The sequence below is a fragment of the Desulfofundulus sp. JL263-se genome (assembly GCF_056316025.1).
The window spans coordinates 2,714,770-2,737,785 of sequence record NZ_CM149993.1; the positions used below are offsets into that span (position 1 = coordinate 2,714,770).

23 protein-coding genes and 1 pseudogene are annotated in these 23,016 nt (G+C 53.8%); 2 read left to right on the forward strand and 22 right to left on the reverse strand.

Annotation, left to right across the window (positions count from 1 at the left end; all coding sequences use genetic code 11):
• Window positions 1–144: 144 nt before the first annotated feature.
• The 21 genes and pseudogenes from ACX4JR_RS14100 to ACX4JR_RS14200 form a co-directional block, all read right to left on the reverse strand.
• Window positions 145–1,242, reverse strand: coding sequence for a glycerol dehydrogenase (locus ACX4JR_RS14100; protein ID WP_476058650.1), 1,098 nt, complete (start codon window positions 1,240–1,242; stop codon window positions 145–147).
• Window positions 1,243–1,465: 223 nt separating this feature from the next.
• Window positions 1,466–1,903, reverse strand: coding sequence for a DUF1097 domain-containing protein (locus ACX4JR_RS14105; protein WP_476058651.1), 438 nt, complete (start codon window positions 1,901–1,903; stop codon window positions 1,466–1,468).
• 108 nt (window positions 1,904–2,011) lie between these two features.
• Entirely contained in the window at window positions 2,012–3,112 is a 1,101-nt protein-coding gene (locus ACX4JR_RS14110; protein ID WP_476058652.1) for a glycerol dehydrogenase, read from the reverse strand.
• A gap of 104 nt (window positions 3,113–3,216) precedes the next feature.
• The gene (gene buk / locus ACX4JR_RS14115) at window positions 3,217–4,314 is read right to left on the reverse strand and encodes a butyrate kinase (protein WP_476058653.1); all 1,098 of its coding nucleotides are present in this window, start codon (window positions 4,312–4,314) and stop codon (window positions 3,217–3,219) included.
• 36 nt (window positions 4,315–4,350) lie between these two features.
• Window positions 4,351–4,899: a BMC domain-containing protein gene (locus ACX4JR_RS14120; protein ID WP_476058654.1), complete on the reverse strand. Its 549-nt coding sequence runs from the start codon at window positions 4,897–4,899 to the stop codon at window positions 4,351–4,353.
• Window positions 4,896–6,251, reverse strand: a complete 1,356-nt coding sequence (locus ACX4JR_RS14125) for a 4Fe-4S dicluster domain-containing protein (protein WP_476058655.1) — start codon at window positions 6,249–6,251, stop codon at window positions 4,896–4,898. The genes ACX4JR_RS14120 and ACX4JR_RS14125 overlap by 4 nt, the downstream gene beginning before the upstream one ends.
• 19 nt (window positions 6,252–6,270) lie before the next feature.
• Window positions 6,271–7,680, reverse strand: coding sequence for an aldehyde dehydrogenase family protein (locus ACX4JR_RS14130; protein WP_476058656.1), 1,410 nt, complete (start codon window positions 7,678–7,680; stop codon window positions 6,271–6,273).
• Between the two features lie 61 nt (window positions 7,681–7,741).
• The gene (locus ACX4JR_RS14135; protein WP_476058657.1) at window positions 7,742–8,731 is read right to left on the reverse strand and encodes a cob(I)yrinic acid a,c-diamide adenosyltransferase; all 990 of its coding nucleotides are present in this window, start codon (window positions 8,729–8,731) and stop codon (window positions 7,742–7,744) included.
• Window positions 8,732–8,749: 18 nt separating this feature from the next.
• Complete coding sequence (locus ACX4JR_RS14140; protein WP_476060576.1) at window positions 8,750–9,028, reverse strand: EutN/CcmL family microcompartment protein; 279 nt, start codon at window positions 9,026–9,028, stop codon at window positions 8,750–8,752.
• 50 nt (window positions 9,029–9,078) lie between these two features.
• Window positions 9,079–9,957, reverse strand: a complete 879-nt coding sequence (locus tag ACX4JR_RS14145; protein WP_476058658.1) for a hypothetical protein — start codon at window positions 9,955–9,957, stop codon at window positions 9,079–9,081.
• 13 nt (window positions 9,958–9,970) lie between these two features.
• Entirely contained in the window at window positions 9,971–10,801 is an 831-nt protein-coding gene (eutJ, locus tag ACX4JR_RS14150) for an ethanolamine utilization protein EutJ (protein WP_476058659.1), read from the reverse strand.
• Window positions 10,802–10,817: 16 nt separating this feature from the next.
• Window positions 10,818–11,441: a phosphate propanoyltransferase gene (gene pduL / locus ACX4JR_RS14155; protein ID WP_476060577.1), complete on the reverse strand. Its 624-nt coding sequence runs from the start codon at window positions 11,439–11,441 to the stop codon at window positions 10,818–10,820.
• A 445-nt stretch (window positions 11,442–11,886) separates the two neighbouring features.
• A pseudogene (locus tag ACX4JR_RS14160) lies at window positions 11,887–12,165 on the reverse strand (BMC domain-containing protein); the annotation flags it as partial.
• Between the two features lie 27 nt (window positions 12,166–12,192).
• Window positions 12,193–12,558: a glycerol dehydratase reactivase beta/small subunit family protein gene (locus ACX4JR_RS14165; protein WP_476058660.1), complete on the reverse strand. Its 366-nt coding sequence runs from the start codon at window positions 12,556–12,558 to the stop codon at window positions 12,193–12,195.
• Between the two features lie 5 nt (window positions 12,559–12,563).
• The gene (locus tag ACX4JR_RS14170) at window positions 12,564–14,396 is read right to left on the reverse strand and encodes a diol dehydratase reactivase subunit alpha (protein ID WP_476058661.1); all 1,833 of its coding nucleotides are present in this window, start codon (window positions 14,394–14,396) and stop codon (window positions 12,564–12,566) included.
• 47 nt (window positions 14,397–14,443) lie between these two features.
• The gene (locus ACX4JR_RS14175; protein WP_476058662.1) at window positions 14,444–14,977 is read right to left on the reverse strand and encodes a diol dehydratase small subunit; all 534 of its coding nucleotides are present in this window, start codon (window positions 14,975–14,977) and stop codon (window positions 14,444–14,446) included.
• A 15-nt stretch (window positions 14,978–14,992) separates the two neighbouring features.
• Window positions 14,993–15,667, reverse strand: a complete 675-nt coding sequence (locus tag ACX4JR_RS14180; protein ID WP_476058663.1) for a propanediol/glycerol family dehydratase medium subunit — start codon at window positions 15,665–15,667, stop codon at window positions 14,993–14,995.
• Entirely contained in the window at window positions 15,657–17,354 is a 1,698-nt protein-coding gene (locus tag ACX4JR_RS14185) for a propanediol/glycerol family dehydratase large subunit (protein ID WP_476058664.1), read from the reverse strand. The genes ACX4JR_RS14180 and ACX4JR_RS14185 overlap by 11 nt, the downstream gene beginning before the upstream one ends.
• 26 nt (window positions 17,355–17,380) lie before the next feature.
• Entirely contained in the window at window positions 17,381–18,205 is an 825-nt protein-coding gene (gene pduB / locus ACX4JR_RS14190; protein WP_476058665.1) for a propanediol utilization microcompartment protein PduB, read from the reverse strand.
• A 30-nt stretch (window positions 18,206–18,235) separates the two neighbouring features.
• Entirely contained in the window at window positions 18,236–18,520 is a 285-nt protein-coding gene (gene eutM, locus ACX4JR_RS14195) for an ethanolamine utilization microcompartment protein EutM (RefSeq protein WP_476058666.1), read from the reverse strand.
• A 327-nt stretch (window positions 18,521–18,847) separates the two neighbouring features.
• Window positions 18,848–19,615: a TatD family hydrolase gene (locus ACX4JR_RS14200; protein ID WP_476058667.1), complete on the reverse strand. Its 768-nt coding sequence runs from the start codon at window positions 19,613–19,615 to the stop codon at window positions 18,848–18,850.
• Between the two features lie 259 nt (window positions 19,616–19,874).
• Between ACX4JR_RS14200 and ACX4JR_RS14205 the strand changes: the two genes are divergently transcribed.
• The gene (locus tag ACX4JR_RS14205) at window positions 19,875–21,218 is read left to right on the forward strand and encodes an ATP-binding protein (RefSeq protein ID WP_476058668.1); all 1,344 of its coding nucleotides are present in this window, start codon (window positions 19,875–19,877) and stop codon (window positions 21,216–21,218) included.
• Window positions 21,219–21,247: 29 nt separating this feature from the next.
• On the opposite strand, the gene ACX4JR_RS14210 is transcribed toward ACX4JR_RS14205, so the two are convergent.
• On the reverse strand, window positions 21,248–22,414 hold the full coding sequence (locus ACX4JR_RS14210; RefSeq protein WP_476058669.1) for a YkvI family membrane protein: 1,167 nt from the start codon (window positions 22,412–22,414) through the stop codon (window positions 21,248–21,250).
• A gap of 131 nt (window positions 22,415–22,545) precedes the next feature.
• On the opposite strand from ACX4JR_RS14210, the gene ACX4JR_RS14215 reads away from it, so the two are divergent.
• Window positions 22,546–22,989: a hydrolase gene (locus tag ACX4JR_RS14215; protein ID WP_476058670.1), complete on the forward strand. Its 444-nt coding sequence runs from the start codon at window positions 22,546–22,548 to the stop codon at window positions 22,987–22,989.
• The last annotated feature ends 27 nt before the right edge of the window (window positions 22,990–23,016 follow it).

Sequence of the window (23,016 nt, forward strand, 5' to 3'; positions counted from 1 at the left end):
ATTTTCTCTCTTTTACGAAAACCAGTCAATGGATACGTCAACCACAAACCCCTATTCCACGTTTAACCAATATATCCTCCGCAGAACCAATAAAAAAGGGACCATGATGGATGGTCCCCTTAAAATTATTAATGAATTTATTTCTTACTTTTGCTTAAAGGCTGTACCAATGGCATCAGCCGTTAAAATTGCACCATATACGATTTCTGGATTCACAGGCACGTGCTCATTGTAGATGGTCTCACCTTCAGCGCATGCGGCTTCTGCCACCTTCATAATGTCATCATGCTTGATCTCATTAATCCCTATCTCAGCCAACGTTACCGGCAGGCCAACGGATACGCAGAATTCCAGTACTTCATTGATCTGCTCCCAGGAACGATTCTCCATTACAAGCTGTACCAGTGTCCCAAATGCCACCTTTTCTCCATGATAAGAATCATGAGTTTCTTCCAAAACGGTCAAACCATTGTGTACAGCATGAGCTGCTGCCAGCCCGGAACTTTCAAAGCCCAGCCCGCTCAGCAAAGTGTTGGCTTCAACAACTTTTTCCAGCGCCGGGGTAACCACACCTCTTTCTACAGCTAATTTCGCCTGAAAACCGTATTCAATAAGAATGTCGTAGCATAAACGGGCCAGGTTCAAGGCCGCAGCTGTTGACTTGCCACCGGGCATATTGCCGGCGTTCGCCCGGAAGCAGGCATCTGCCTCAAACCACGTAGCCAGGGCATCTCCCATTCCGGACACCAAAAGCCTTACGGGCGCCTTGGCAATTATCCGGGTATCCACCAGCACTACATCGGGGTTCTTGGGCAGTATCAGGTAGGACTCAAAAACCCCTTCCGGAGTATAAATCACTGAAAGAGCACTGCAGGGAGCATCTGTAGCAGCTATGGTAGGTACAATTACCACAGGAAGCTTCATGTAGTATGCCACAGCTTTGGCAGCGTCCAATACTTTGCCTCCGCCGACGCCAACAATCACATCAGCCCCGTTGGCCCCGGCAATACCTTTCAACCTCTCAATTTCATCCCGGGAGCATTCACCGCCAAAGTATTCAAAGTGACATTCAATCTCTGCCTCTGCACAACTTGCCTTGATAATGTCTTTAGTTTGGGAAAAGGCTGTCCTACCACCAGTGATAAATGCCTTGCTGCCAAGTGCACCAATATGCTTTCCAATTTCCTTGAGCGCTCCGGCTCCCTGCACATACTTGTTTGGCGCAATCATCACTTTGCTCATTATTCGTCTCCTCCTCTGAATTCTTTCCTTCGTGATATATAAAATTACCCGTATTTTTTTCTTGAAAAATATTACCTACCGGCCGCTATAGTCTAAATTACTTCCTTAAGCCAAGGCCTCAACCTGTTTTATACCGTATACACGGGCCGGCTCTTCATTCCGCAGCACACGGTCGAAAGTTTAACTTCCAACCATTTTTCAACTGTTAGTAATTTAGTTTCGCTTACTCTTGCTTGTTTTCAACCAATTTCGGCAAAACTGCTGAAATATATCCTAACAACACTCCTAAAACCATTGGAACAATAGCAGGTATTACCTGGGCATCTACCCCGAAGAAAACTGCGCAGCCGGCAAAAGCAGCAGGAGCAAAAGCGAATTGTTTTATCGGTATCATCATCACCATAATAAAAGCGATAACAGCTACAGCAATGGCTATTCCAAATCCTGTCCCTAAAAACGGCGCGACTTTTACTGCAATTAAGCCCAATATTACTCCTGTAATATTAGGAAACAGCACTTTACCAATCGACTCTTTATCACCACCCGCGGCAAAAAACAATGCCCAACCGACAAACGCAGGCCAAGTTAGTAGTCCTGTGGCCGCTGACAAATAGGTCCAAACTCCAGCAAGAATTCCAATACTTAATGCTAATGGTATCATAAACTGCCCCCTTGGATTTGTATTTTATTCTAATTGTGAAGAGCTATCCTAATATAACTTCAAGAATTATTTTTATCTCCGCGGCACTATGCCGCGGCTCTTTTATTTCTATAAATTCTTTTTAAAATTAGTACCTACAGCATCTGCGGCAAGAATGGCGCTGTAGACCGCTTCCGGTGTAATTTCAAAAGGTTCATTATAAATAGTTTCCCCTTCAGCGCAAGCTGCCTTAGCAACGGACATAATGGCATCTTCATTTATTTCTTTAACACCAATTTCCGCCAAAGTTACAGGCAGGCCAACTTCTACACAGAAATTCAAAACTTCCTCTATTTCATCCATTGACCGGTTTTCTAAAATCAACTGCACCAGTGTCCCCAATGCCACCTTTTCTCCATGATAAGAATCATGAGTTTCTTCCAAAACGGTCAAACCATTGTGTACAGCATGAGCTGCTGCCAGCCCGGAACTTTCAAAGCCCAGCCCGCTCAGCAAAGTGTTGGCTTCAACAACTTTTTCCAGCGCCGGGGTAACCACACCTCTTTCTACAGCTAATTTCGCCTGAAAACCGTACTCAATAAGAATGTCGTAGCATAAACGGGCCAGGTTCAAGGCCGCAGCTGTTGACTTGCCACCGGGCATATTGCCGGCGTTCGCCCGGAAGCAGGCATCTGCCTCAAACCACGTAGCCAGGGCATCTCCCATTCCGGACACCAAAAGCCTTACGGGCGCCTTGGCAATTATCCGGGTATCCACCAGCACTACATCGGGGTTCTTGGGCAGTATCAGGTAGGACTCAAAAACCCCTTCCGGAGTATAAATCACTGAAAGAGCACTGCAGGGAGCATCTGTAGCAGCTATGGTAGGTACAATTACCACAGGAAGCTTCATGTAGTATGCCACAGCTTTGGCAGCGTCCAATACTTTGCCTCCGCCGACGCCAACAATCACATCAGCCCCGTTGGCCCCGGCAATACCTTTCAACCTCTCAATTTCATCCCGGGAGCATTCACCGCCAAAGTATTCAAAGTGACATTCAATCTCTGCCTCTGCACAACTTGCCTTGATAATGTCTTTAGTTTGGGAAAAGGCTGTCCTACCACCAGTGATAAATGCCTTGCTGCCAAGTGCACCAATATGCTTTCCAATTTCCTTGAGCGCTCCGGCTCCCTGCACATACTTGTTTGGCGCAATCATCACTTTGCTCATTATTCGTCTCCTCCTCTGAATTCTTTCCTTCGTGATATATAAAATTACCCGTATTTTTTTCTTGAAAATATTACCTACCGGCCGCTATAGTCTAAATTACTTCCTTAAGCCAAGGCCTCAACCTGTTTTATACCGTATACACGGGCCGGCTCTTCATTCCGCAGCACACGGAGCACCCCTTCGGCCAGTGCCGCCATCTCATCCTCTCCGGGCAAGGTCAATACCGGCGCGATAAACCCGGCCCGCCGGGTAAGTTCCTGCACCAGGCGCTGGCTGTAAGCCATGCCGCCGGTAAGTACGATAGCGTCCACCTGCCCGGCAAGCACTGCAGCGAAGGCCCCGATTTCCTTGGCAATTTGGTAACAAAGAGCCGAAAAAAGCAGGTCAGCTTTAGCGTCTCCCGCCGTCGCCATCTCTTCCACTTCCCGTGCGCTGTTGGTTCCCAGGTAAGCTATAAAGCCCCCTCTGCCGTTGATCAGGCGGAACATTTCCTCCTGGCTGTAGCGGCCGCTGAAAGCCAGCCGCACCACATCCGCGGCAGGCAGGGTCCCGCTGCGCTCGGGGGTAAAGGGACCCTCACCATCTACCCCGTTGCTTACATCTATTACCCGTCCCCGGCGGTGAGCTCCTACGGTGATGCCACCACCCATATGGGCCACAATCAGGTTAACTTCTTCATATTTTTTACCCAGCTTTGCCGCCGCCCGCCGGGCCTGGCGCTTCTGGTTAAGAGCGTGAAACACACTGCGCCGCTCTATCTGTGGCAGGCCGGAAATCCGGGCCACCGGCTCCAGTTCATCCACACAGATGGGGTCTACGATATAACAGGGAATGCCGTGCGGCTTACCAAGTTCACTGGCCAGCAGCGCTCCCAGATTAGAAGCATGCCGGCCGTACCGCTCTTCTTGCAGATCCTTGAGCATTTCTTCGTCAACCACGTACACCCCACCAGGAATGGGCCTTAAAAGCCCGCCCCGCCCTACGATGGCCGTTAAATCTTTTACCTCTAGCGCTTTATCCCTCAACACCTGACGCAACACTTTCAGCCGGTAGGGCAGCTGATCCACAATCCGGGGAAAGGCCGACAGCTCGCCGGCCGGGTGAGAAATATTTTCCACCCATTGTTTTTCCGCGCCTACAAAGAAACCAATCTTAGTAGAAGTTGAGCCGGGATTAATCACTACCAACTTTTCTTGATCCATTGTTCTCACCACAATAATCCTTTTTCCTTAAATTTTTTAAAACAATTTTTCCCACAAAGTTGCATGGGGGGCTGGAATGACTTCCGTGGCTACAATCAGGCCCGGCCCCACGGCTATAGAAGCCCGTTCCACCGCAGCCTGCACCGCGTCCACCTCTCCCTGGAGAAGTACCAGGGATTTACCTCCCAGACCGCGTGCCAGCCGAATCTCCAGCAACTGTACCTGGCCGCCTTTGGCTGCCGCATCTCCTGCTTTTACCGCCGAAGTGGAAGCAAAGGTTTCGATAACGCCCAGCGCGCCCCGCCCGGCGGGTACCGCTGCCGTTCCGGTGAGGGCCGGGATCACCCCCGGGTGCAGTGTTCCCAGTACCAGCGAATCCACCACGTTCTCCGCATCAAACTCCTCTGCCGCCCGCACCGCATTGCCCACGGCACCAATTTCCCCTTTGATAATGGCCACAAACTTGCCCGGACAAACGGGGGTAGCCAGCACCAACTCCACCGGCGATGATTTAACCAGGACATCCGTGGCTACTATCGCCCGGGCCACGCCCCGCCATTCCAACATCCCCAGGGCCGTTGTCAATGTTCATCACCTGCCTCCGTCCGGATTATCACTGCATCTTTATCCACCTGCATCACCCGGCCGCTGATGCTGGCGTGAATGGGTACACCCATGGCGTTATCCGGTACACCGGCCACCACCTGGCCGGTCATTACCTTATCTCCCACATTGACCACCGGCACAGCCGGAGCACCTGCGTGTTGCTTTAACAGTAGCCGTACCTGCCGCGGCTGTACTGTCTCTTCTTGAAGGGGAGCCGGCAGATCGTAGCGGCTCAAGCCCAATCGGACCACCAGCCGGGCCGTAGGTACCATCCGGTACTTCCGGCCGGGATGGATTTTCCGTAACCCACCGCCCGGCGGCTTGATACCCTGGCGGGCCATTTCCCGCTTTAACCAGGCATTTACCCGCCTGGGGCTAAGCGCCATGGGACAGGCGAACACCTCGCACAAACCGCATTCCGAGCACAGCCAGGCCGCCCCTTTGCGGAACAGTTCGCCGGCGGTATATATCAAGCCGGCCATGTTCCGGTCCGGCCGCAGGCCGTGGCCCAGCAGGTAGCGGGGACAGAGTTCGGTACAATAACCGCACTGGCAGCACATTCCCCGGGTTCGCCGGAGGTCCAGTTCAATGCCTTTCTGCCTTTCCAGGAGCAGGGAATGGTCTGAAGGCAAAATTATAAAACCTCCCGTGGTCCTGGTTACCACTGCATCCGGAGTGACCAGCCGGCCCATCATCGGGCCGCCTTCAATTACTCCGTAATCTTCTACCGCGGGCCCGCCGGCCAGGGGCAGGAGTTCTGCCAGGGCCGTGCCCACCGGCACCCGCAGGGTTACCGGTCGGCGCACCGCGCCGGTTACCGTAACTATTTTTTCTATTACCGGGCGGCCGTCCATGGCCCGGGCCACATTGAGCAGAGTTTCCACGTTGTTAACCACCACCCCCACCCCGAGCGGGATACCTCCGGGAGGAATGGTCCGGCCGGTCACCTCGTGCACCAGCACGTGCTCGTCACCGGCCGGGTAGAAATCATCCAAAAAGTGTATCTCCACTGCCGGCTGTTCGGGATCAGCGGCCAAGACCTCTTGTAAAGCTTCTACCGCAGCCTTATACTTGGCTTTAATGCCAATGGTCGCCCGCCGGGCGCCGGTGACATTAAGCATGACCCGTATGCCCTTGAGCACTTCCCCCGCCGCCCGGCGGAGCAGTTCCTGGTTGCCCCGCAGCAGGGGCTCGCATTCCGCGGCATTGGCGATTATCCACTCGGCCTGGCTCGAAGCCTTAACATAGGCAGGGAAACCCGCACCACCGGCACCAACCACACCGGCCTGTTGCAAGCGATTAACTATATCCTCTTTGTTCCATTCGCCCATTACGTAACCCACCCGTTTTTCAGATTATCCGGAAGGCATCAACCAACACGCACCGGCGCTGGCGGGTAAAGCTTCTGGCCGAGGTCAGTCCCTCGCCTGTGGGACCGGCAATGGTAAAAGTGGTAAAACCTTCGCCCCCGGCCCCCAGGCCGGCATAAGAAGGGGCATTTTTAACGAAGATGGTGGTTTTTACTGCCCGGGCAAACTCAGTCATATAGTCAATATGCTTGGAATGCATGATTGCCGTGTGGCGGTTGTTACTTTCCACCTGTACACCCAGCTGGATGCCATCTTCCACTGTGCGCACTCTGACAATAGGCAGGACCGGCATCATTTGCTCGTGGGTAACGAAAGGATGGTCCGGGCCGGTCTCCATAATGGCCAAGCGAATATCTCCGCCCACTTCCACGCCGATTTGTTTAAGGATGTAAGAGGCATGCTTGCCCACCAGGTCACGGTTGAGCAGCAGGTGCTCAGCTGAGTCTTTGTCTGAACGGAAGGCTAGATTGGTCAGTTCATCAGCCTTTTGGCCCCGAACCAGGTAGGCGCCTTCCCTCTGCATTTGCCGGATAAGCCGGTCGGCCACCTCATCCACCACGATCAAAACCTTTTCGCAAATGCAGGGCATGTTGTTATCAAAACTGGCTCCCATGACAATATCCCGGGCAGCTTTGTCCACGTCCGCGGTATGATCCACCAGTACCGGCGGGTTACCCGCCCCGGCCCCGATGGCCTTCTTACCGGAACTTAGCGCAGCCTTAACAACTCCACCACCCCCGGTAACAACCAGCATGTCAATACCCTTATGACTCATCAACTGGTTAGCCTTTTCAATGGAAGGAGCCTTTAATCCCACCACCAGGCCCGAAGGACCGCCGGAACTGACAATGGCCTCATGAAGAATTTCTATGGCCTTCAAAGAGGTTTTTTCTGCTGAAGGATGGGGGCAGAAAACCACCCCATTGCCGGCTGCGATCATGCCAATGACATTATTGATAACAGTGGCAGCCGGGTTGGTCACCGGGATAATGGCACCGATTACCCCTACGGGTGCCATTTCCACCAGGGTCAGCCCGTAATCCCCGGTATAAGATGTGGTCTTGAGGTCTTCGGTGCCGGGAGTTTTTTGAGCGGCCAGGGTATTTTTCATAATCTTGTCCTCCACCCGGCCCCGGCCGGTTTCCTGTACAGCCATCTCAGCCAGCAGCCGGGCATTGGCCAGGGCGGCCTCCCGCATGGCCCGCACCAGCTCTTCCCTACGGGACAGATCCATCAAGGCCAGTTTCTCCTGAGCACGCCGGGCTGTTGCCACCGCCTCGTCCAGATCTGAAAAAATACCGTGTATACCATCGTCTGTTTTCGACTGATTAACTAATTCTTCCATTACCCTTTTTACGATTGCGTGAATATCAGCCTCAATTACCTGCATCGATAGAAGACCTCCCACTTATTACGGATATATGATAGGCCGACAGTATTAGAGAAACACATCACCGGAGCTGTATCTCCTGCCACTTTTCCACACCGGCCCGGGCAACCTCGATATCCTCTTCAACGCTGCCGCCGCTCACCCCTATGGCACCAACGACGATATTATTCCGGTACAAGGGAATACCGCCGCCGAAAGGTACGATCTTACCGCCGTTGGTGGTATTGATGCCGTATAAGGGCCCGCCGGGAGCTGCCAGCGATGCCAGTTCCGCAGTCTCCATCTTTAAAGCCACCGCGGTGTAGGCCTTACCTGCAGCAATATCCAGGCTGGCCAGCAGGGCATCGTCCATGCGGTGTAAAAGTACCGGCCTGCCCGCTCCATCGGCCACCACGATCACCACGGGCACCCCCATTTGCCGGGCCTTCTCCTCCGCTGCCGCGGCAATATGCTGCGCCACTTCCAAAGTTACCTCCTTGCTCATACCAACCTCGACCCCCTTTAACTTTTCCTGCACCTTTGCCGTCACCGTTTGCACCAGGTACTCGTGCGCCTCCACCCGGGCAAGTACATACAGCAGGTCGGAGAGCCGGTTTAAATATTTAATTACCTCTTCCCGAACGGATTCACGCTTAGAAAGCCGCACCGCCAGCCGCTCCGCCCGGCGGGCAATGGTTCGGGCCAGGTCGAACGCCGCCTCGGAAGGAGTTGCCCCGGAAACCACAAAACCCCGCCATGAAGGGAGGTGAGACAACCCTTCATCGATATTTCCCTCAAGACGGGCTATCATCTCCCGTTCCACCCGATTTTTTTCAGCAGGTGGCACCGGACTGGCCAGTTCAGCGCCCACAACGATCAAGTCTCTGAGCACCCCTGCCGCCACTTCCTGAACCCAGGGGCAGCTGGCCAGGGATCGACCCAATGCCATAGCCGCCCCGGCTTCATCTACCGTGCCGTAAACGCTGACCCTCAAGCTATCTTTACTAACTCGCTCCCCACCTAACAAGGAGGTTTCTCCCCGATCTCCAGAGCGGGTATAAACCCGGGGCATATGGCCCTCACCCCCTTACTACCTTTCTTCAAGTTCCACCGTATCCACAATGCCTACAATGCTGGCATCCACCGGCACCGAACTGCCGGATTCATCCACCGAGCGGGAAGCTGGGGAGCCCATTACCACCAGTACAATCTCCCCCACTCCGGCCCCCACCATGTCCACGGCCACAAATTCCGGCGTCTGCACTTCTTCGACCAGTTTTAAAGGTTTTACCACCAGCAGCTTAAAACCGGTGAGCCGCTCATCCTTTCGGGTAGAAACCACCGTGCCGATCACCCGCCCCAGGATCATCTGCATCCCTGCCTTCCTTTAAAATTGCTTTACCCTGTCTCCCAGGGGAATTAACCTTCTTCCACCCGCCAGCCGGCATCACGAATGATGTCCTGGGCTAAGGGGGTGATCACTGCTCCTTTTGGTACTTTGACCACACCATTAGGATCTACTAGAGAGTTCAGCTCTGCACCAGTGATGATAACCCGGTGGCTGGATCGGGAGGATAAAAAGGAATCTGTTTGTAGAACCGGCACCTCTTCGTGGTACCCGCTCCCCGCCGCCGGCGAAAACGGCTGCAATAACGTTTCCGGACCGGCCTTACCCGACAACCACCGTTCCACTACTTTGCCAAAATCGGACGCCGGCACCAGGTTCACCCCGTAACTGGCAATTCGCTCCAGATTTGCCGTCATGGCACCGACCAAGGCCGGGTTACCCCTATTCATACCCAGCCGGGCAAATCCTTCACTAGACGGGTCGGCAGCGTCCCGGGCCGCCACTACAGGCAGGCCGCGCATCAGGGCATCCGCCAGCACCTCAGATGCCGCCGAGTCCAGAATTAGAGAAGCCAGCCGGGCTGCGGTGGCCCGGGTGAGTACAGGTACCACCACCAGGTTGCATAACTTAAGGGCCGCAGTTGCCCTCCCCCGGGCGTTCTTTCCTTCCACCAGTATCTCCGCTGCCTGCAGTTTTCGGGCTGTTTCTTCCGGCTGGTGAATTTGGGCCGCCACCCGGGAAAAAAGAACAATGTATTGCAGCGCCGTTCCTTTCTGCTCCTTCAACCAGGCCAGCCCGTTCAGGGCAGCCTGTGCCCCGATGGTCCCGCCGGTAATTACCACCATCACCCGCCTGTGTTGGGAAGCCGTGGAAGCAGGGGATGAAGAAATGAAGTTTAAACGGCGTAAAACCTCTTCTACAACCTTCTGAACCAAATCTTCATTGGACATTTATACTCGCCTCCTAGCCAGCCGGACAGTGAAGGGCGATTCCTACGGGCGTAACCAGCAGGGGATTGGCAGGGTACAGCACCGGTACATTCAGCCATTTCTGCATTACTTCCTTGAAGCCGGAGAAAGCAACCGCACCGCCTACCAGGTACACTACCGGAACTTCCCATTTCCGTAAGTGACGCTGCACAATAGCCGCCACCCTTTCCATCACCGGACGAACCAACGTAAAAAGTTCTGGCTGTTTGTCGCTATCCAGTTTCATGGCTTCGGCCTCGGCAAAAGATATCCCATAATGGCCGCTGATCACCAGGGTAAATTGTGTACCTCCGGTGGGCTCATCGGCAGTATAAACCACCTTGCCGCCCCTGAGGACGGAGATACCTGTGGTTCCCCCGCCGACATCCACCACCGCCGCCTGGCGCACCCCCAGGGCGGTGGCTGCAGCGGTGGGCTCGTCTACCACCTTTAGGACCTCAAGGTCCGCGCTTTCCACCACATGGCGGGTGGCGCCGGTATCCCGGTGGCCGGTGCCGGGAGGTACAGCGGTAGCCGCCACCTCCAGTTCCGCCCCCAGCACACTACGCAAAGAGCCGGTCAAGCGCCGCACAATATCCACTGCGCCCACGTAATCAACCACTATGCCGTCGCGCACCACCTGTGCCGGCTGAACGGCCCCGGCTACGGGCTCACCTTTCTCGTCAACCACCGCCACTACCACATTGGCGGTGCCCAGGTCCACTCCGACCCTCAGGCGCCCTTCCCAGGAACTGCGCGGGTTCTCTATACAGGATTGAAAGCGATTAATTAATTCGTTAGCCCGGGCAAGTTGCTCTTCATACACGGCACTTCCCCCCGTACTAGCCCTCAATGACCACTTCCACGTGATCGCCGTTGCGAAGTCCGGCTGCGTTAGCCTCATCGGTATCGATATGCATTTCCAAACGGTAATCAGGAGACACCCGGATAAGAACCCGGTCAAAAATAACCCTTCTTTCACCCTCCGTCCGCACCCGTACCAGGTCACGGTCCTTAAACCCCCAGCGACCGGCCACTTCAGAAGGCATATGGATATGCCTCCAGGCCATAATTACACCCTCTTCCAGGTTAATGGCCTGCCGGGGCCCAACCAGCACTCCTCCTGGCGAACCAGCCAGGTCGCCGGAATCCCGAACCGGGGGGTCCAGCCCCAAAATATAGGCATCGGTACGGGAAATTTCCACTTGCGTTTTGCCCCGTGGAGGTCCCAGCACGCGCACGTTTTGCAATACCCCGCGGGGTCCCACCACGGTAAGACATTCCTTGGCCACATACTGGCCTGGTTGAAGTTCACGAATGGGAGTTAACCGGTACTTGGGCCCGAAAAGAGCTTCTACGTGCTCCTCCGAGAGGTGGATGTGGCGGGCAGACACTCCAACCGGTACCCGCAGGAATTCTCCTTTACCCGTGAGCGGGCGCTGCCGCCGGATCTCTTTGACCACCATCTTAGCCAGTGTTTGGATCAATTCATTACTTTGCGCTTCCAGTGCTACCGCCATGCCGCTTCACCTGCCTCTACTTCCTTCATTTTTTACCCCCACCGTGGTGCAGGCAGAGGGTGTGGGGCTCTCCTTTGCGCCGCGGACATGCCGGGTCACCGCACAGGTTGCATACCTCAGCCTTGCCGGCTGTATCCCCACCGGCATTCTTTTTTTTAACCTCCGGTTCAGGAACTGAGGAGTTTTTCTCCTTTTCCTCTTCCTGGCCGGAAGTTACGTCCCCGGGCCCTCCGACTGCAAGTTCACAAGTTGTTTCCGCCTGTTTCCTCCCTGCTTCCCCAGGCTTATCGCTCTCCTCCGCAACAGGAGTGCCAGCCTGCTCACCGGCAGGCGGGGCAGACTCTTCCCCGGACCCGGGTAACGTTACCGTGGCCGGTGCACCCCTCCTGCTTTCCGAACTGTTGATCAGTGTCTCCATTTCATCATGAGGGCGGGGAATGACCAGCGAAGTAACCACTTTTCCTACCCGGGAAGCAGCTGCAACCCCGGCACTGACTGCAGCTTTTACCGCTCCAACATCACCACGAATCTTTATCACCACCATGCCGCCGCCCCGGGTCAATTCATAGCCTACCAGATTAACATTGGCAGCCTTGACCATAGCATCAGCCGCCTCTATTGCCGTTACCAATCCTTCCGTTTCAATTAAACCCAAAGCTCCAGTGGCCAATTTCCGGTCATCTCCTTTAACACAACATCACATAGGCTTTAAAGGTAATACTTTTACCAGGCGGGCCGAGTTTATGCCCACTAACCGGGCAGCTTCCGGACGTAATCCCAGGTGTGCCGTTAACAGCGGCTGGTACCGGTGTAATTTACGGTGCTGAATCACCGCTTTCCCCTGCGAGTCCAGACCTATACCCACCTCCAGTGGTGAAAGGCGGGCGGCCTCAAAGGCCAGATTTTCCGCCTCCCCTTCCGCCTCCCGCACCAATACCGGTACTCCCTCTTCCTCCAGGCCCAACAGGATCTCCTGGCGCAGGGTCCCGGGAACCCCCCGGGCCGAGCACATCAACACTACCACCGGCCGCTCACCCGTCCACTTATCATAAACAGCAGTCAATCCTTTTAACCTCCCATCCGGTCACCAAGGGCTGATAATACCAAGCCCGTAGCCACGGCGTTGCGCGGGCCTTCCGCACCCCGGACATTAGCCCGCCCTGTCACTATACCGTACTGGGCTAGAGCGTCGGATATCAGGTGCGGCACTTCAAAGTCAAGGGCCGAGCCACCTACCAGGGCCACATAATCAATAAGCCGGATGTTTTCCGCCGGCGCCACATGACTTAAAGCCCTGAGGGCATTGGTAACAAAAACCTGTTCCTTGGCCGCGCGCCGCACCGAGCGAATTTTTTCTACGGAATGGTCAAAAGGGATGGGAACCAGCTGATTCTTATCCTTGACCACCACCACCCGGCCGAAAACCTTAGGGTCCAGGGCTTCCTCGTAAAAACAAACCGTTCCGTCTTCCATGCGGATATGGAACAGGCTTTCCACTTTCGCCAGCGGATATCGCTTAATATCCTCGGCCAGCAGCCGGTCTTCCAGCCCTAATTCCGAAGCGATGAGCATTGTCACCAGTTCGCCCGCCCCGGCTAAATGGATAAGGCTTAACTTACCCTCCCGGTTGATAAAGGCGGCATCGGTGGAGCCGCCGCCCAGGTCCAGAATGGCCACCGGCCGGTCAATGCCCGGGGTAGTCAGCGTGCCGGTAATTGCCATCTGCGCCTCTACACCACCGATCTCAACCCGCAGGCCGACTTCCTCCTCCAGCCGGCGGGCAATTTCCTCCATGGGAAAACGGCTGGTACGTACCATGGCCGCCAGGGCCACAGCATTCTCGTTGGAAAACTCCCCGGCCATACCGCCCACCACTCGCTGGGGCACCAGCGTATCTACTGCCAGTATATCCCGGATACGGATCTCTTCCCTGGGCTGCCCGCCCAGGTCGGCCATTACCTGCCTCACCTTCTCCAGCATCCCGCCTACGTTCGTTCCCGGTGTACCGCTAGCATCGATCAGGGGCTTCACCTTATCCAGGGCGGCCATAATTGCCCCGGCCCCTTCTTCCAGACCCACCTCGGCCCGGCCATTTTCTCCTTCCAGGATCACTCGCCCGGCCGGAATACGACGTTCTTTCACGTCCCCGGCAGGAGTTTTAATCACCACCGCCGAGCGGTTGCCAACCAGGGCACGGGCCACCGGCACAACGTTGCGGGTCTCTTCAGGCGTCAGTCCGAAAACGGTGGCGATACCATACGGGTTAGAAAGGGTTTGAATCACTCCCCCCGCAGGGGCCACTTCCACTGCCGCGGGCATGTGCAAGGGCACCCGTTCCAGAAATTGCACTTCATCCACAATGGGAATAGGCTTTTTAATACGATTATGAATGAGCACCCCGTCGTCCCGTTGAACAATGGCCCCCTGCACATCCACCCCTTTTTCCAGGGCCTCATTGATAAGCCGGGCAGCGGTGTTAAAGGGAACGCTGGCAGGGACCACAACTACCACCCGGTCCCCGGAAGTGCAGAATGGTGCCCGGTCCACGGGCACCGTCCTGCCCATTCCAAGACCGCTGCCGCCAGGGGTAGCCGGGTTATGTCCAATCATGGTGGACTCTGTAATTACTGTCTCGGTAATAGCCTCCATGGCCACATCCGCGATTACCGGTGTGGCCTCATTAAGGCGTAGCACGGAAATTTCGCTAAACCGGCGGCCGGCCAGGGCTAGGGCCTCTTCCAAAACCCGCTTGATCCCGGGAATGTTTTCCACAGTCCCCTTAATGCCGGTGGTGGGGGTCAGCGCGCTGGCCAGAAACCTTACTCTGTTGCCTGCACCTACCTCGGCCAGTGCCACCTCGGTAGAGTTGTTACCGATATCTACCCCTGCTATAAGAGTCATTATTACCGGCTCCTCTTTTACGTCAAACTCTTTTTAATAATTTGCAATCATGCAGTGCGTAAGCGGCCGCGACGCTCGTAGACTTCAGCTGCCTCCCGCACGAAGGCCCCGTTTATCTTTGCTCCATACTTTTGCTCCAGTTCCTCAGCGATGGCCAACAGTTCTTCTTTGGTGGAACGGTAAGGCCGCAGGGCGTTATAAATCTCTAGGATACGCTCATCCGGCACCTTGGTCAATTCAGCCGCCCGGCGGAAATTTTGCGCCAGCTGGACGCGGCCCCTGGCTTCGGCAATCTGGGCCTGCATCAGCAGGGCTTCCGCCGTAATGCGTACATCTTGCGGCTGAACACTGCCGTTAAGGACGTTTTCTAAAGTCAGATCATCTATGGATTTACCGGTAGCCGTTCGGATCAGCTCCGGCCGCTTTTCTGCCAGGGGATAATCCTTATCGGGATTTAGTTTAACTTCCCCCATCGAGGTACAACATTTCCTTTTCGCAGGTGCGTCCGCTTTATTAGCGCCGGAAGCGCTCATCTGCTTAATTACTTCGCGCACCAGCTCTTCCAGTAAACGGGCTTCCATTACGACACCTCCTTGTTACTCAAACCGGACTTCCAGTTCAACCGGTGGAGCATCTGCAACCACAAACTGAGTTTCCTTAATGTGCATAACCGCAGCCCGGGCCTGGTACTTGGGGCGGGCCATCTGATCGTTGCGCACGGGTACCGGGTCCGGGTTTTCGCCCTTGGCATACCGGGCAGCATTACGGCCGATGGCCCTGTAAGTTTCCAAATCAAGGAGCGGAGATTGCGGGAAAAGCTCCAAATTATTCAGGGGCGCCAGGTCTTTCTGGTGAATAACGGTGGTTCCCCGGGATTGGATGCCAATGGCAATTCCGGAACCCGACAGCTTGGCCGCCTCGTGGGATATAAAGGCCACGTCTGAGGTCTTTTTGACCCGGATTACCCGGACCTGGCACCCTTCTTCCTCGATACCCGCCATAATTTCCCGCAACACATCCGCGTGGGGCAAGCCAATAATGGTCTTGGTAAATTTGTCACCAAAGGCAGGAGCCAGGCCGATTACCACTTCGTTTCGCGATGTACCGGGACGGGCCTCACCTTTCTCGATCAGCACCAGCCGATTACCTTCCGCTGCGGCAGCGACGGGAACACCGGCAGGCTCAGCCGCCTCATTCCCCGCCTGGCGCCGCATTACTTCCTGCACTACCTGCTCCGCAATTTTCTCGATTAACTCGGCACTAATCTGCATGCCCGTCACCTCCCAAAATATCGAAATCTTTAGAGCTCATTGCCTGGGGGATGTTCTTGATTTCCTCCCAGCGCTCCGGGCTTATCCGGTAACCGGTTCCCGGTCCCTGGTAATTATTGGAATCATTAACCGCTGAAATGACATGGAAGTCACTATCCAGTATCGAGGAAGTATGCAGGTAATCACCGGATACCCTTTGCTTGAGCATGTTCAGGACGTTCTGGGCAATGTCCGTAAAGTTATGCTTGGCCAGGGCCTTGACCACATCTAATCCGGTCACACCCTGGGCCAGCAAGTCCTGGGCTGCCACGAGATCCTCTGCCACCTTGCGCGGTGGCATATCATCGGAGCTGTGAGCGTAGGTGGCCGCCTCAACCTCTTCATCGGTAATCTCCGGCAGGCCCAGCTCTTTGAATACCGCCTGCAGGGCCCGGGCCGCCCGGTTACGCACGGCAATAACATCTTCCTGGTTAACAGGACGCAGCCCGCCGTCCACCATCAGGTCACGCTGTAAAATCAGGTAGTCATCCATATCTTCAACATCAAAGTTGGACCCCGCAAACATATTGTCACAGTTGGGAACGGCACTATAACCGGAGAAAATGAAGTCAGTACCTGCCGCAAACTGCGGGAGTAAGCGGGCAGTCCGGCGGATGTCCGAGTGAGAGAAAGTCTGATCATTACCGGAAGCCGCTTCCAAATCCAGCAGCATGGTTATCAAGTTTTCCGCTGCTACTGCCCGAATACCGGAAGGTACCGCACCGGGCACGCCGATACAGCTGATAGAACCATTTTGCAGACCCTGCACGCCGGCACCCTTGGTGAGCATGATGCACCGGGTCTCGAGATAAAGCATGGACTTACCTTCTGCATAACCCATCTGCACCTCCGAGCCGGTACCTGAAGTAAAGCGCATCTTCAGGCCGCGGGAAGCATAGGCCGAAGCCAGGAAAGCCTTGGACCACGGGGTATCGTCACCGTCAACAAACACCTGTTCAGTGCCGTAGACGGAAATAGTTTCCGCATAGGAGGTGAAACCCCTCATCCCCAGCTGCAACTCGGTGGCTTCTTCCAGAGCACACTGGGTAAGAACGCCGCCCCGCCCGGTCTGGGAACCTACTAAAAGGGCCAGCGCATTAAAGGGAGCATAGCGCGCTACCCCCACCGTGGTCTCTTCCTCGTCAAATCCCCGCAGTGCCGCCTCCGCCGCATCCGCCGCTAGCTGCACCGGGTTATCCCGCAGGCTGGTCACATGGCACTGGTTGGAAGGTGTCTTACGGGCACGCATCTTCATCATGCCCATCATTATCTCCACAATGTTCATGTGGCCTAACACTTCCACAATTTTTGCGGGGGTCATACCCTGGATCAGGCGAACAATTTCCTCCCGGGGCACGTTAACGTCTACGATCATTTTGGCTATCTCTTTGGAATCCATAGCCATTGCTTCTGGAGCTATTTCAGTATTGATATAGTAGTCAGCTATAAATTGATCGATCATGTCGAAATCTTCGCGGCGTTTCTCGTCCATTTCCACGACGCGGCCGTTTTCAATCTTGATACTGGGCTTGGGATCCAGGGGACTATTCATTGCGATAAGGCCTACTTCGGGCCATTCCTCCACAAACCCGTCCTGGTTAACCGGCCTGTTAGCCAAAACTTCAAAGCGCTTGGAACGTTTACTCATCTGTTCTCACCCCCCGACTGGCTGGATTAAATGTAGGGTTTAGTCAGAGACTTCGGCTTTTCGCCCATGGTGCTCAATAGACTGATCCCCACTTCCCGGGCCGCGATCAGTGCCTGCCGTACCGCGCCGGAGTCACCGGACATAAACAGGATTGCCTCATTGGTAAAGCTGGTTCCGCTGGCAGGACTGCTATAACCGACAACTTGAACCTCTGCCGCCTTGACCGCTGTATCGCAGCAGACTACACCAATTGCCGCCGGAGCACCTACAATTAAACCAAAAGCCCGTCCCAGAGGCGCCCCGAAAGCCTTTTCCAGACCATGGCTGGCCCGGGCAGTATACTGAAATTCCAGGTGACCGGCATCGTTAACATATACATCACCGAAGGTCCGGGGCAGTTCTTGGAGGGCAACTTCCACCGCCCGGCGGGCGTCGGAAACCTCTTCCGCCCCAAAGATGATCAAACTACCGTGACCGGCACCGCCCTTGGTATCCCGGGGTAATTCTATGGACACTATCTCAGTATTGGTAGCTTTTACCGCTTCGTCCGCCGCCATGATCTGCGGGCCGGCCCCCACCCGGGCCCCCAGGATACCAATGGATCTAAAACGTTCGTCCAGTCCCATTTTCTTATGAAGTAGGGGATCCACATTGGCAATAACCAGGCCAATGGTGTCGCCCATGGCCGTACCTACAAATTCGGTAGGCGTATAAAGCTGTGAACGTGGAGGTTTATCTTCCGGAGCCGCCATAGCGGTATTGTCAGGTATATTAGAAACCCCTGCACTGCTGGCCGCTCCCACTTTTTTCATAACTTCATCCAGAACTTTTTGTACTAATTGTTCATCCATTTAAATCACCTCCGGCTCTTAAAATCAAAATTACTTCTCCTCAACCACTGGTAAAATCTTTTCCATATCGGTATGCGGGCGCGGGATAACGTGTATGGATACTACTTCACCAACCCTCTTGGCCGCTGCCGCACCGGCATCGGTAGCCGCCTTTACAGCACCTACATCACCGCGGACCATAATTGTAACCAGGCCAGAACCGATTTTTTCGTACCCGACCAGCTTTACGTTGGCTGCTTTCACCATAGCATCAGCAGCCTCGATAGCCGGCACAAGGCCACGTGTTTCCACCATACCCAAGGCTTCTCCAGTCATTTAATAAATCAACCTCCTTAAAAATATTAATTTTTTGTAAACCCTGCCCGGTGGGACTCCATAGAAAGGTGGGAATTCCGAGGGACAGGGGGTTTACCTTGTTAATTTGCTTTGCATTATTCGAGCAATTACGAATATTGCCTCTGGATTACCACGACACGTGTTAGCAGTTTACCGTAGACATAAAAAAACCCGTCGCTTAAACGACGGGTGAATTGCTGGATGAAACCGACTTTTTGTATTTTTTTGACTTAAGTCGAACTTCTGGCGCCAAATTACCCGGCCCACCCGGCACATGTCAACAATTAAGAATCCTTCTTCTACCCCCTAAATACCGTATACTTCAGCGGCCCGGTCCCGGGCCAGGGAAATCACCGTGCCGGGATCCACTCCACAGGCCATCATATGTTCAACTGCCTTAATTAATCCGGTGGGATCATTGGATTGAAGGTTGCTGTAATCGCTGTTCAATATACCCCCGGCAAAGGAATCAAGGTTCTCTACCAGGACCCGGGGGGTAAGATTCTGCTCCCGTATGGTAAGGCCCGGGATGGCGCCGAAATCGTTAATTTGTCCAATGATATCCACATTGGCGTGATCAATGATGAGTTTGTGCGGGAGAATTCCAACCCGGGCGGCGATTTCCAGCATTCTGCCCACAATATACTCCCTGTTATGCTTTGGCGTATGTACAATAACCGGCAGGCCGGTATCCCTGGCCACTTCCAGCTGGGCCCTGAACACATCCCGCTCAAGGGAGGAATCCTGATTCATGCCTATTTCACCCACGGCTACCACGTCCCCGGCCTGCAGAAACTCGGGAAGGCGTTCAATTACCCGCGGCCAGTCTTCCGGAATCCCTGCCGGGTGAACGCCCAGGGCGGAGTACATCTGCACCCCGGCCGAAGCCGCCAGCGGGCGGTAAAAGTCCCGCATAGCCCTGAAATGGTCAAAATAGCTTTCGGCATGCCGGGCCATAATTACTATGGCACAGCTCACGGCGCGGCTGATGCCCTGCCTGGCCATGGCCTCCCATCCCTCGTAAGGCAGCATGTGACCATGGGTATGCCCGTCCACCATATTCCCAAGACTCATTGATTGTCCCCCTTTTACCTGCTTTTACGGCCGGCGCTTCCAGCTGCACTCAGGTGCTCCGCGCCGGCGGAGCTGCGCAATTCGCTTGCCGGGAAACACCGGTCTATTATGTCCGGGCCGCCGCAGGCGGCCTGGCCTCTACTCCCCAAACCAGCCTAATAGTAACAAAAAATAGAGTTTCGGGCAAATTTCACGGGAAGGAAACTTTACTCGGGCCGGAGAAAATAGTAATAAAAAATTGGAGGAAGTTTGGAGAATTATGACGCAAAGGGATTTACAGGAAATTTTCTATAATATTTATACGGACACAAACAGGCTGGTTATCTACCGCAACATCCTTAAAAGTAGCATAGTCAACAAGATACGCAGTTTACTTTTGGCCGGAAGCGGCAAAGGTGGCGATACCGCTGAGCCGGGTTTCCGGCTTTATGAAATTGCTTGTGAGCTCATCCTAAAAGCCGAGGAGAAAGGCCTCGAAGGCAATATCTGGCAAAGTTATCTTCTGTATTTGATTGCCACGGACGAGAATGTATTTAGCAGGACTGCCGAAAAATTGGGCCCGAACTTTTCCAGTAAAAGTCTATATAATGCCGCCATTCATGACCTGAAAATTTTAAAAAAGTTTAGCGAACTGAATTTAAAGGATATGGGGCAATTTTTCGGGCTAAATGACATTGCCTTTTTGAATGATTTTAAGCCGGCTGTTATGCCCAATTATACCGCTAACCGGCACTATTGGGAAGAATTCCGGGTTCTGAAAAAAGACTTTGCAGGCAGCAGCTCACCTGCAAAATTAGCAGATTCCCTGGCCCGGTTTTACCACTCCGCCGGGTGCGGAAAAATGGGGATCTATTCTGCCTTTCGCTGGTTAGAAGAAAAGGGCCTGGTGGGCATAGAGCATCCCGACCCCGTAACCCTTGAGGATCTGATAGGATATGAAAGCCAAAAAGAAATGGTCATAAAAAATACGGAAGCATTCATAAAAGGAACAGTTGCCAATAACCTCCTCCTTTACGGTGAAAGGGGAACCGGAAAGTCATCTACCATCAAAGCTTTGATCAACAAATACTCCTCCCGGGGGCTGCGATTGGTGGAAGTAACCAGACACCAGCTACGACATTTTCCGGAAATATTGCAATACCTCCGGGACAGGTCCCAGCGTTTCATAATTTTCATCGATGACCTATCCTTTGAAAGTTACGAAACGGAATACAAACAATTAAAGGCCCTTTTGGAAGGCGGGATAGAAGCCTGGCCGGATAATGTTTTAATATACGCCACCTCCAACCGCAGGCATCTGGTACAGGAAAACTGGAATGACCGGGAAGGGCAAAGCGGAGAAATACATATTTTAGATTCCGTACAGGAGAAACTTTCCCTGGCCGATCGCTTCGGGATCACCATCACTTATACTTCTCCCAGCCAGGAGGAATACCTTAACATAGTAGAAGTCCTGGCTGAAAAGCACGGCCTGAACATACCCCGAGAAAAATTACGGAAAATGGCGTTGCAGTGGGAAAGGTGGTACAACGCCCGTTCCGGCAGGACAGCCAAACAATTCATTAATTACTTATTGGGGACAAAAAAATCTTGTAGTATATAACAAAAAAATAAAAAACCCGCAAGGCCTTTTTAAGGCTCTGCAGGTTTTTTATTTTCTTCCCCAGCCAGTTCTTCGGCCACCTCGAAGGCCATGGCCGGCCCGGGCTGGCCGACTATGGGGGCCTCCCCAACGGGCTTTACCGCCCTGTCCCTGATAAAGCCATACACCAGGGAACCCAGGAGCAGCAGCCCCGCAAAGCCCACGGCGGGGAACAGGGTACCCACCAGGTTTGAAAAACCGAATTGAGCAAGACCGAAGGCCGCTGCACTTGCCCCAACCGCGATCCAGCGGTACCTTGCCGTTCCCTGTTTGCTCAACCTGGCCACAAACCCGTAAAGACTGCTTACTGCCGTGGTATAAATTTCAGCCAGAAGTATAATGGTGTACCCGATACGCACCAGGGGTGAAATTGTACCGGCTACGTAAATCATGGGTATTTCAAAGTCCGCCGCCCGGCGGATATACGTTAAAATGGAAAGATTTATGGCGGCGGCCCCCACCCCCAGGCCGATTCCTCCCAGAATGGCGCCCACTTTCAATCTCCGGGCACTGGACATGGTGCCCAGGGGGGCCAGTATGGCCACTGCCAGCACCAGGTTATAGGACACGTATAAAAGGGCCGTTAAAGGCCAAAAGGGCACCGGCGCTCCCCCTGGATTGACATAAGTCCGGAGGGTTGACACTAAGGTGCCGAAATCGGTGGCAATAGTATATATTGCCACCCCGAAAACCGCTGTTAAAAGCAGCGGCACCACGAAACTAATGGAAGTAACCACCCCGGCAATTCCGGTAAGCACCGTGATAAAAGATACGACTATCATTGCCAGGCTGCCCCAGAAGAAAGACAGCCCGAATTGCTCCGTAAAAATTGCCCCGGCCCCCGCGCCCATGGTTACCAGGCCACCAAACAGGAAAAAGGTAATTACCCAGTCTATGGCCGTACCTACCCATTTTCCCCCTGCATAGCGAATGACGGCTAAATGTGAATCTGCGTTAAGCCTCCTTCCCAGGTCCAATATCATGTACCCGAAAAGCGCCAGGAGAACTGTAGTTACGACCAATCCTGCAATTCCGGGCAGGCCGAAATAACCGAAAAACTGCAGCACTTCCTGGCCGGACGCAAAACCTGCCCCCACCACTGTTCCGATGTAAGTTGCGGCAATTGTAAAAACAGAAAGCTGCTTGTTCTTTACCATGTTTTTAGTTTAAATAAATGACCTGAATTTAAACGCTGTAATTTTTACATCTTTTTGTTATATGTCAAAGGAAATTTTAACTGAATGACGAACATATTTTCAAACGTTCCAACCCTTGGGAGGGTTTATTTATGGATAACGAAAAATTTCAAAACCTGGTTCTGGAACAACTTAAGGCATTGACGGAAGGGCAGCGAGAACTGCAGCAGGAAGTTAATACTATCCACAGCAAGGTCAATGCCCTCCGCGATGAGGTTAACACTCTCCACGATGAGGTTAACACTCTCCGCAATGAGGTTAATATTCTGCATGAAGGGCAGCGGGAACTGCAGCAGGAAGTTAATACTGTCCGCAGCGAAGTCAATGCCTTCCGCGGTGAGGTAAATATTTTGCACGAAGGCCAGCAGGAACTGCGGGAAGGGTTCAGCATCCTGCAGCGAAACCAAGAGACAATTCAAAAGGATATAAAAGATATCAAAACTGAAATACGCTATATGTGGAACGACATTAAAAAAATCGATAACCGGCTTTCAACTCAGGAAGAAGAATTGGTCATTTTAAAGCGGCTCAAATAACCCCCCACTCTACGATTACCCCAACCA

Excerpts from the sequence above, each read along its gene's own strand:
- ACX4JR_RS14100 (WP_476058650.1), bottom strand. The coding sequence starts at position 1,242 with ATGAGCAAAGTGATGATTGCGCCAAACAAGTATGTGCAGGGAGCCGGA.
- pduB (WP_476058665.1), bottom strand. The coding sequence starts at position 18,205 with ATGGATGAACAATTAGTACAAAAAGTTCTGGATGAAGTTATGAAAAAA.
- ACX4JR_RS14185 (WP_476058664.1), bottom strand. The coding sequence starts at position 17,354 with ATGAGTAAACGTTCCAAGCGCTTTGAAGTTTTGGCTAACAGGCCGGTT.
- ACX4JR_RS14200 (WP_476058667.1), bottom strand. The coding sequence starts at position 19,615 with ATGAGTCTTGGGAATATGGTGGACGGGCATACCCATGGTCACATGCTG.
- ACX4JR_RS14210 (WP_476058669.1), bottom strand. The coding sequence starts at position 22,414 with ATGGTAAAGAACAAGCAGCTTTCTGTTTTTACAATTGCCGCAACTTAC.
- eutM (WP_476058666.1), bottom strand. The coding sequence starts at position 18,520 with ATGACTGGAGAAGCCTTGGGTATGGTGGAAACACGTGGCCTTGTGCCG.
- ACX4JR_RS14215 (WP_476058670.1), top strand. The coding sequence starts at position 22,546 with ATGGATAACGAAAAATTTCAAAACCTGGTTCTGGAACAACTTAAGGCA.
- ACX4JR_RS14175 (WP_476058662.1), bottom strand. The coding sequence starts at position 14,977 with ATGGAAGCCCGTTTACTGGAAGAGCTGGTGCGCGAAGTAATTAAGCAG.
- ACX4JR_RS14110 (WP_476058652.1), bottom strand. The coding sequence starts at position 3,112 with ATGAGCAAAGTGATGATTGCGCCAAACAAGTATGTGCAGGGAGCCGGA.
- ACX4JR_RS14140 (WP_476060576.1), bottom strand. The coding sequence starts at position 9,028 with ATGATCCTGGGGCGGGTGATCGGCACGGTGGTTTCTACCCGAAAGGAT.
- ACX4JR_RS14145 (WP_476058658.1), bottom strand. The coding sequence starts at position 9,957 with ATGTCCAATGAAGATTTGGTTCAGAAGGTTGTAGAAGAGGTTTTACGC.
- buk (WP_476058653.1), bottom strand. The coding sequence starts at position 4,314 with ATGGATCAAGAAAAGTTGGTAGTGATTAATCCCGGCTCAACTTCTACT.
- ACX4JR_RS14135 (WP_476058657.1), bottom strand. The coding sequence starts at position 8,731 with ATGCCCCGGGTTTATACCCGCTCTGGAGATCGGGGAGAAACCTCCTTG.
- ACX4JR_RS14105 (WP_476058651.1), bottom strand. The coding sequence starts at position 1,903 with ATGATACCATTAGCATTAAGTATTGGAATTCTTGCTGGAGTTTGGACC.
- pduL (WP_476060577.1), bottom strand. The coding sequence starts at position 11,441 with ATGGTGGTCAAAGAGATCCGGCGGCAGCGCCCGCTCACGGGTAAAGGA.
- ACX4JR_RS14205 (WP_476058668.1), top strand. The coding sequence starts at position 19,875 with ATGACGCAAAGGGATTTACAGGAAATTTTCTATAATATTTATACGGAC.
- ACX4JR_RS14180 (WP_476058663.1), bottom strand. The coding sequence starts at position 15,667 with ATGCAGATTAGTGCCGAGTTAATCGAGAAAATTGCGGAGCAGGTAGTG.
- ACX4JR_RS14130 (WP_476058656.1), bottom strand. The coding sequence starts at position 7,680 with ATGCAGGTAATTGAGGCTGATATTCACGCAATCGTAAAAAGGGTAATG.
- ACX4JR_RS14125 (WP_476058655.1), bottom strand. The coding sequence starts at position 6,251 with ATGGGCGAATGGAACAAAGAGGATATAGTTAATCGCTTGCAACAGGCC.
- ACX4JR_RS14170 (WP_476058661.1), bottom strand. The coding sequence starts at position 14,396 with ATGACTCTTATAGCAGGGGTAGATATCGGTAACAACTCTACCGAGGTG.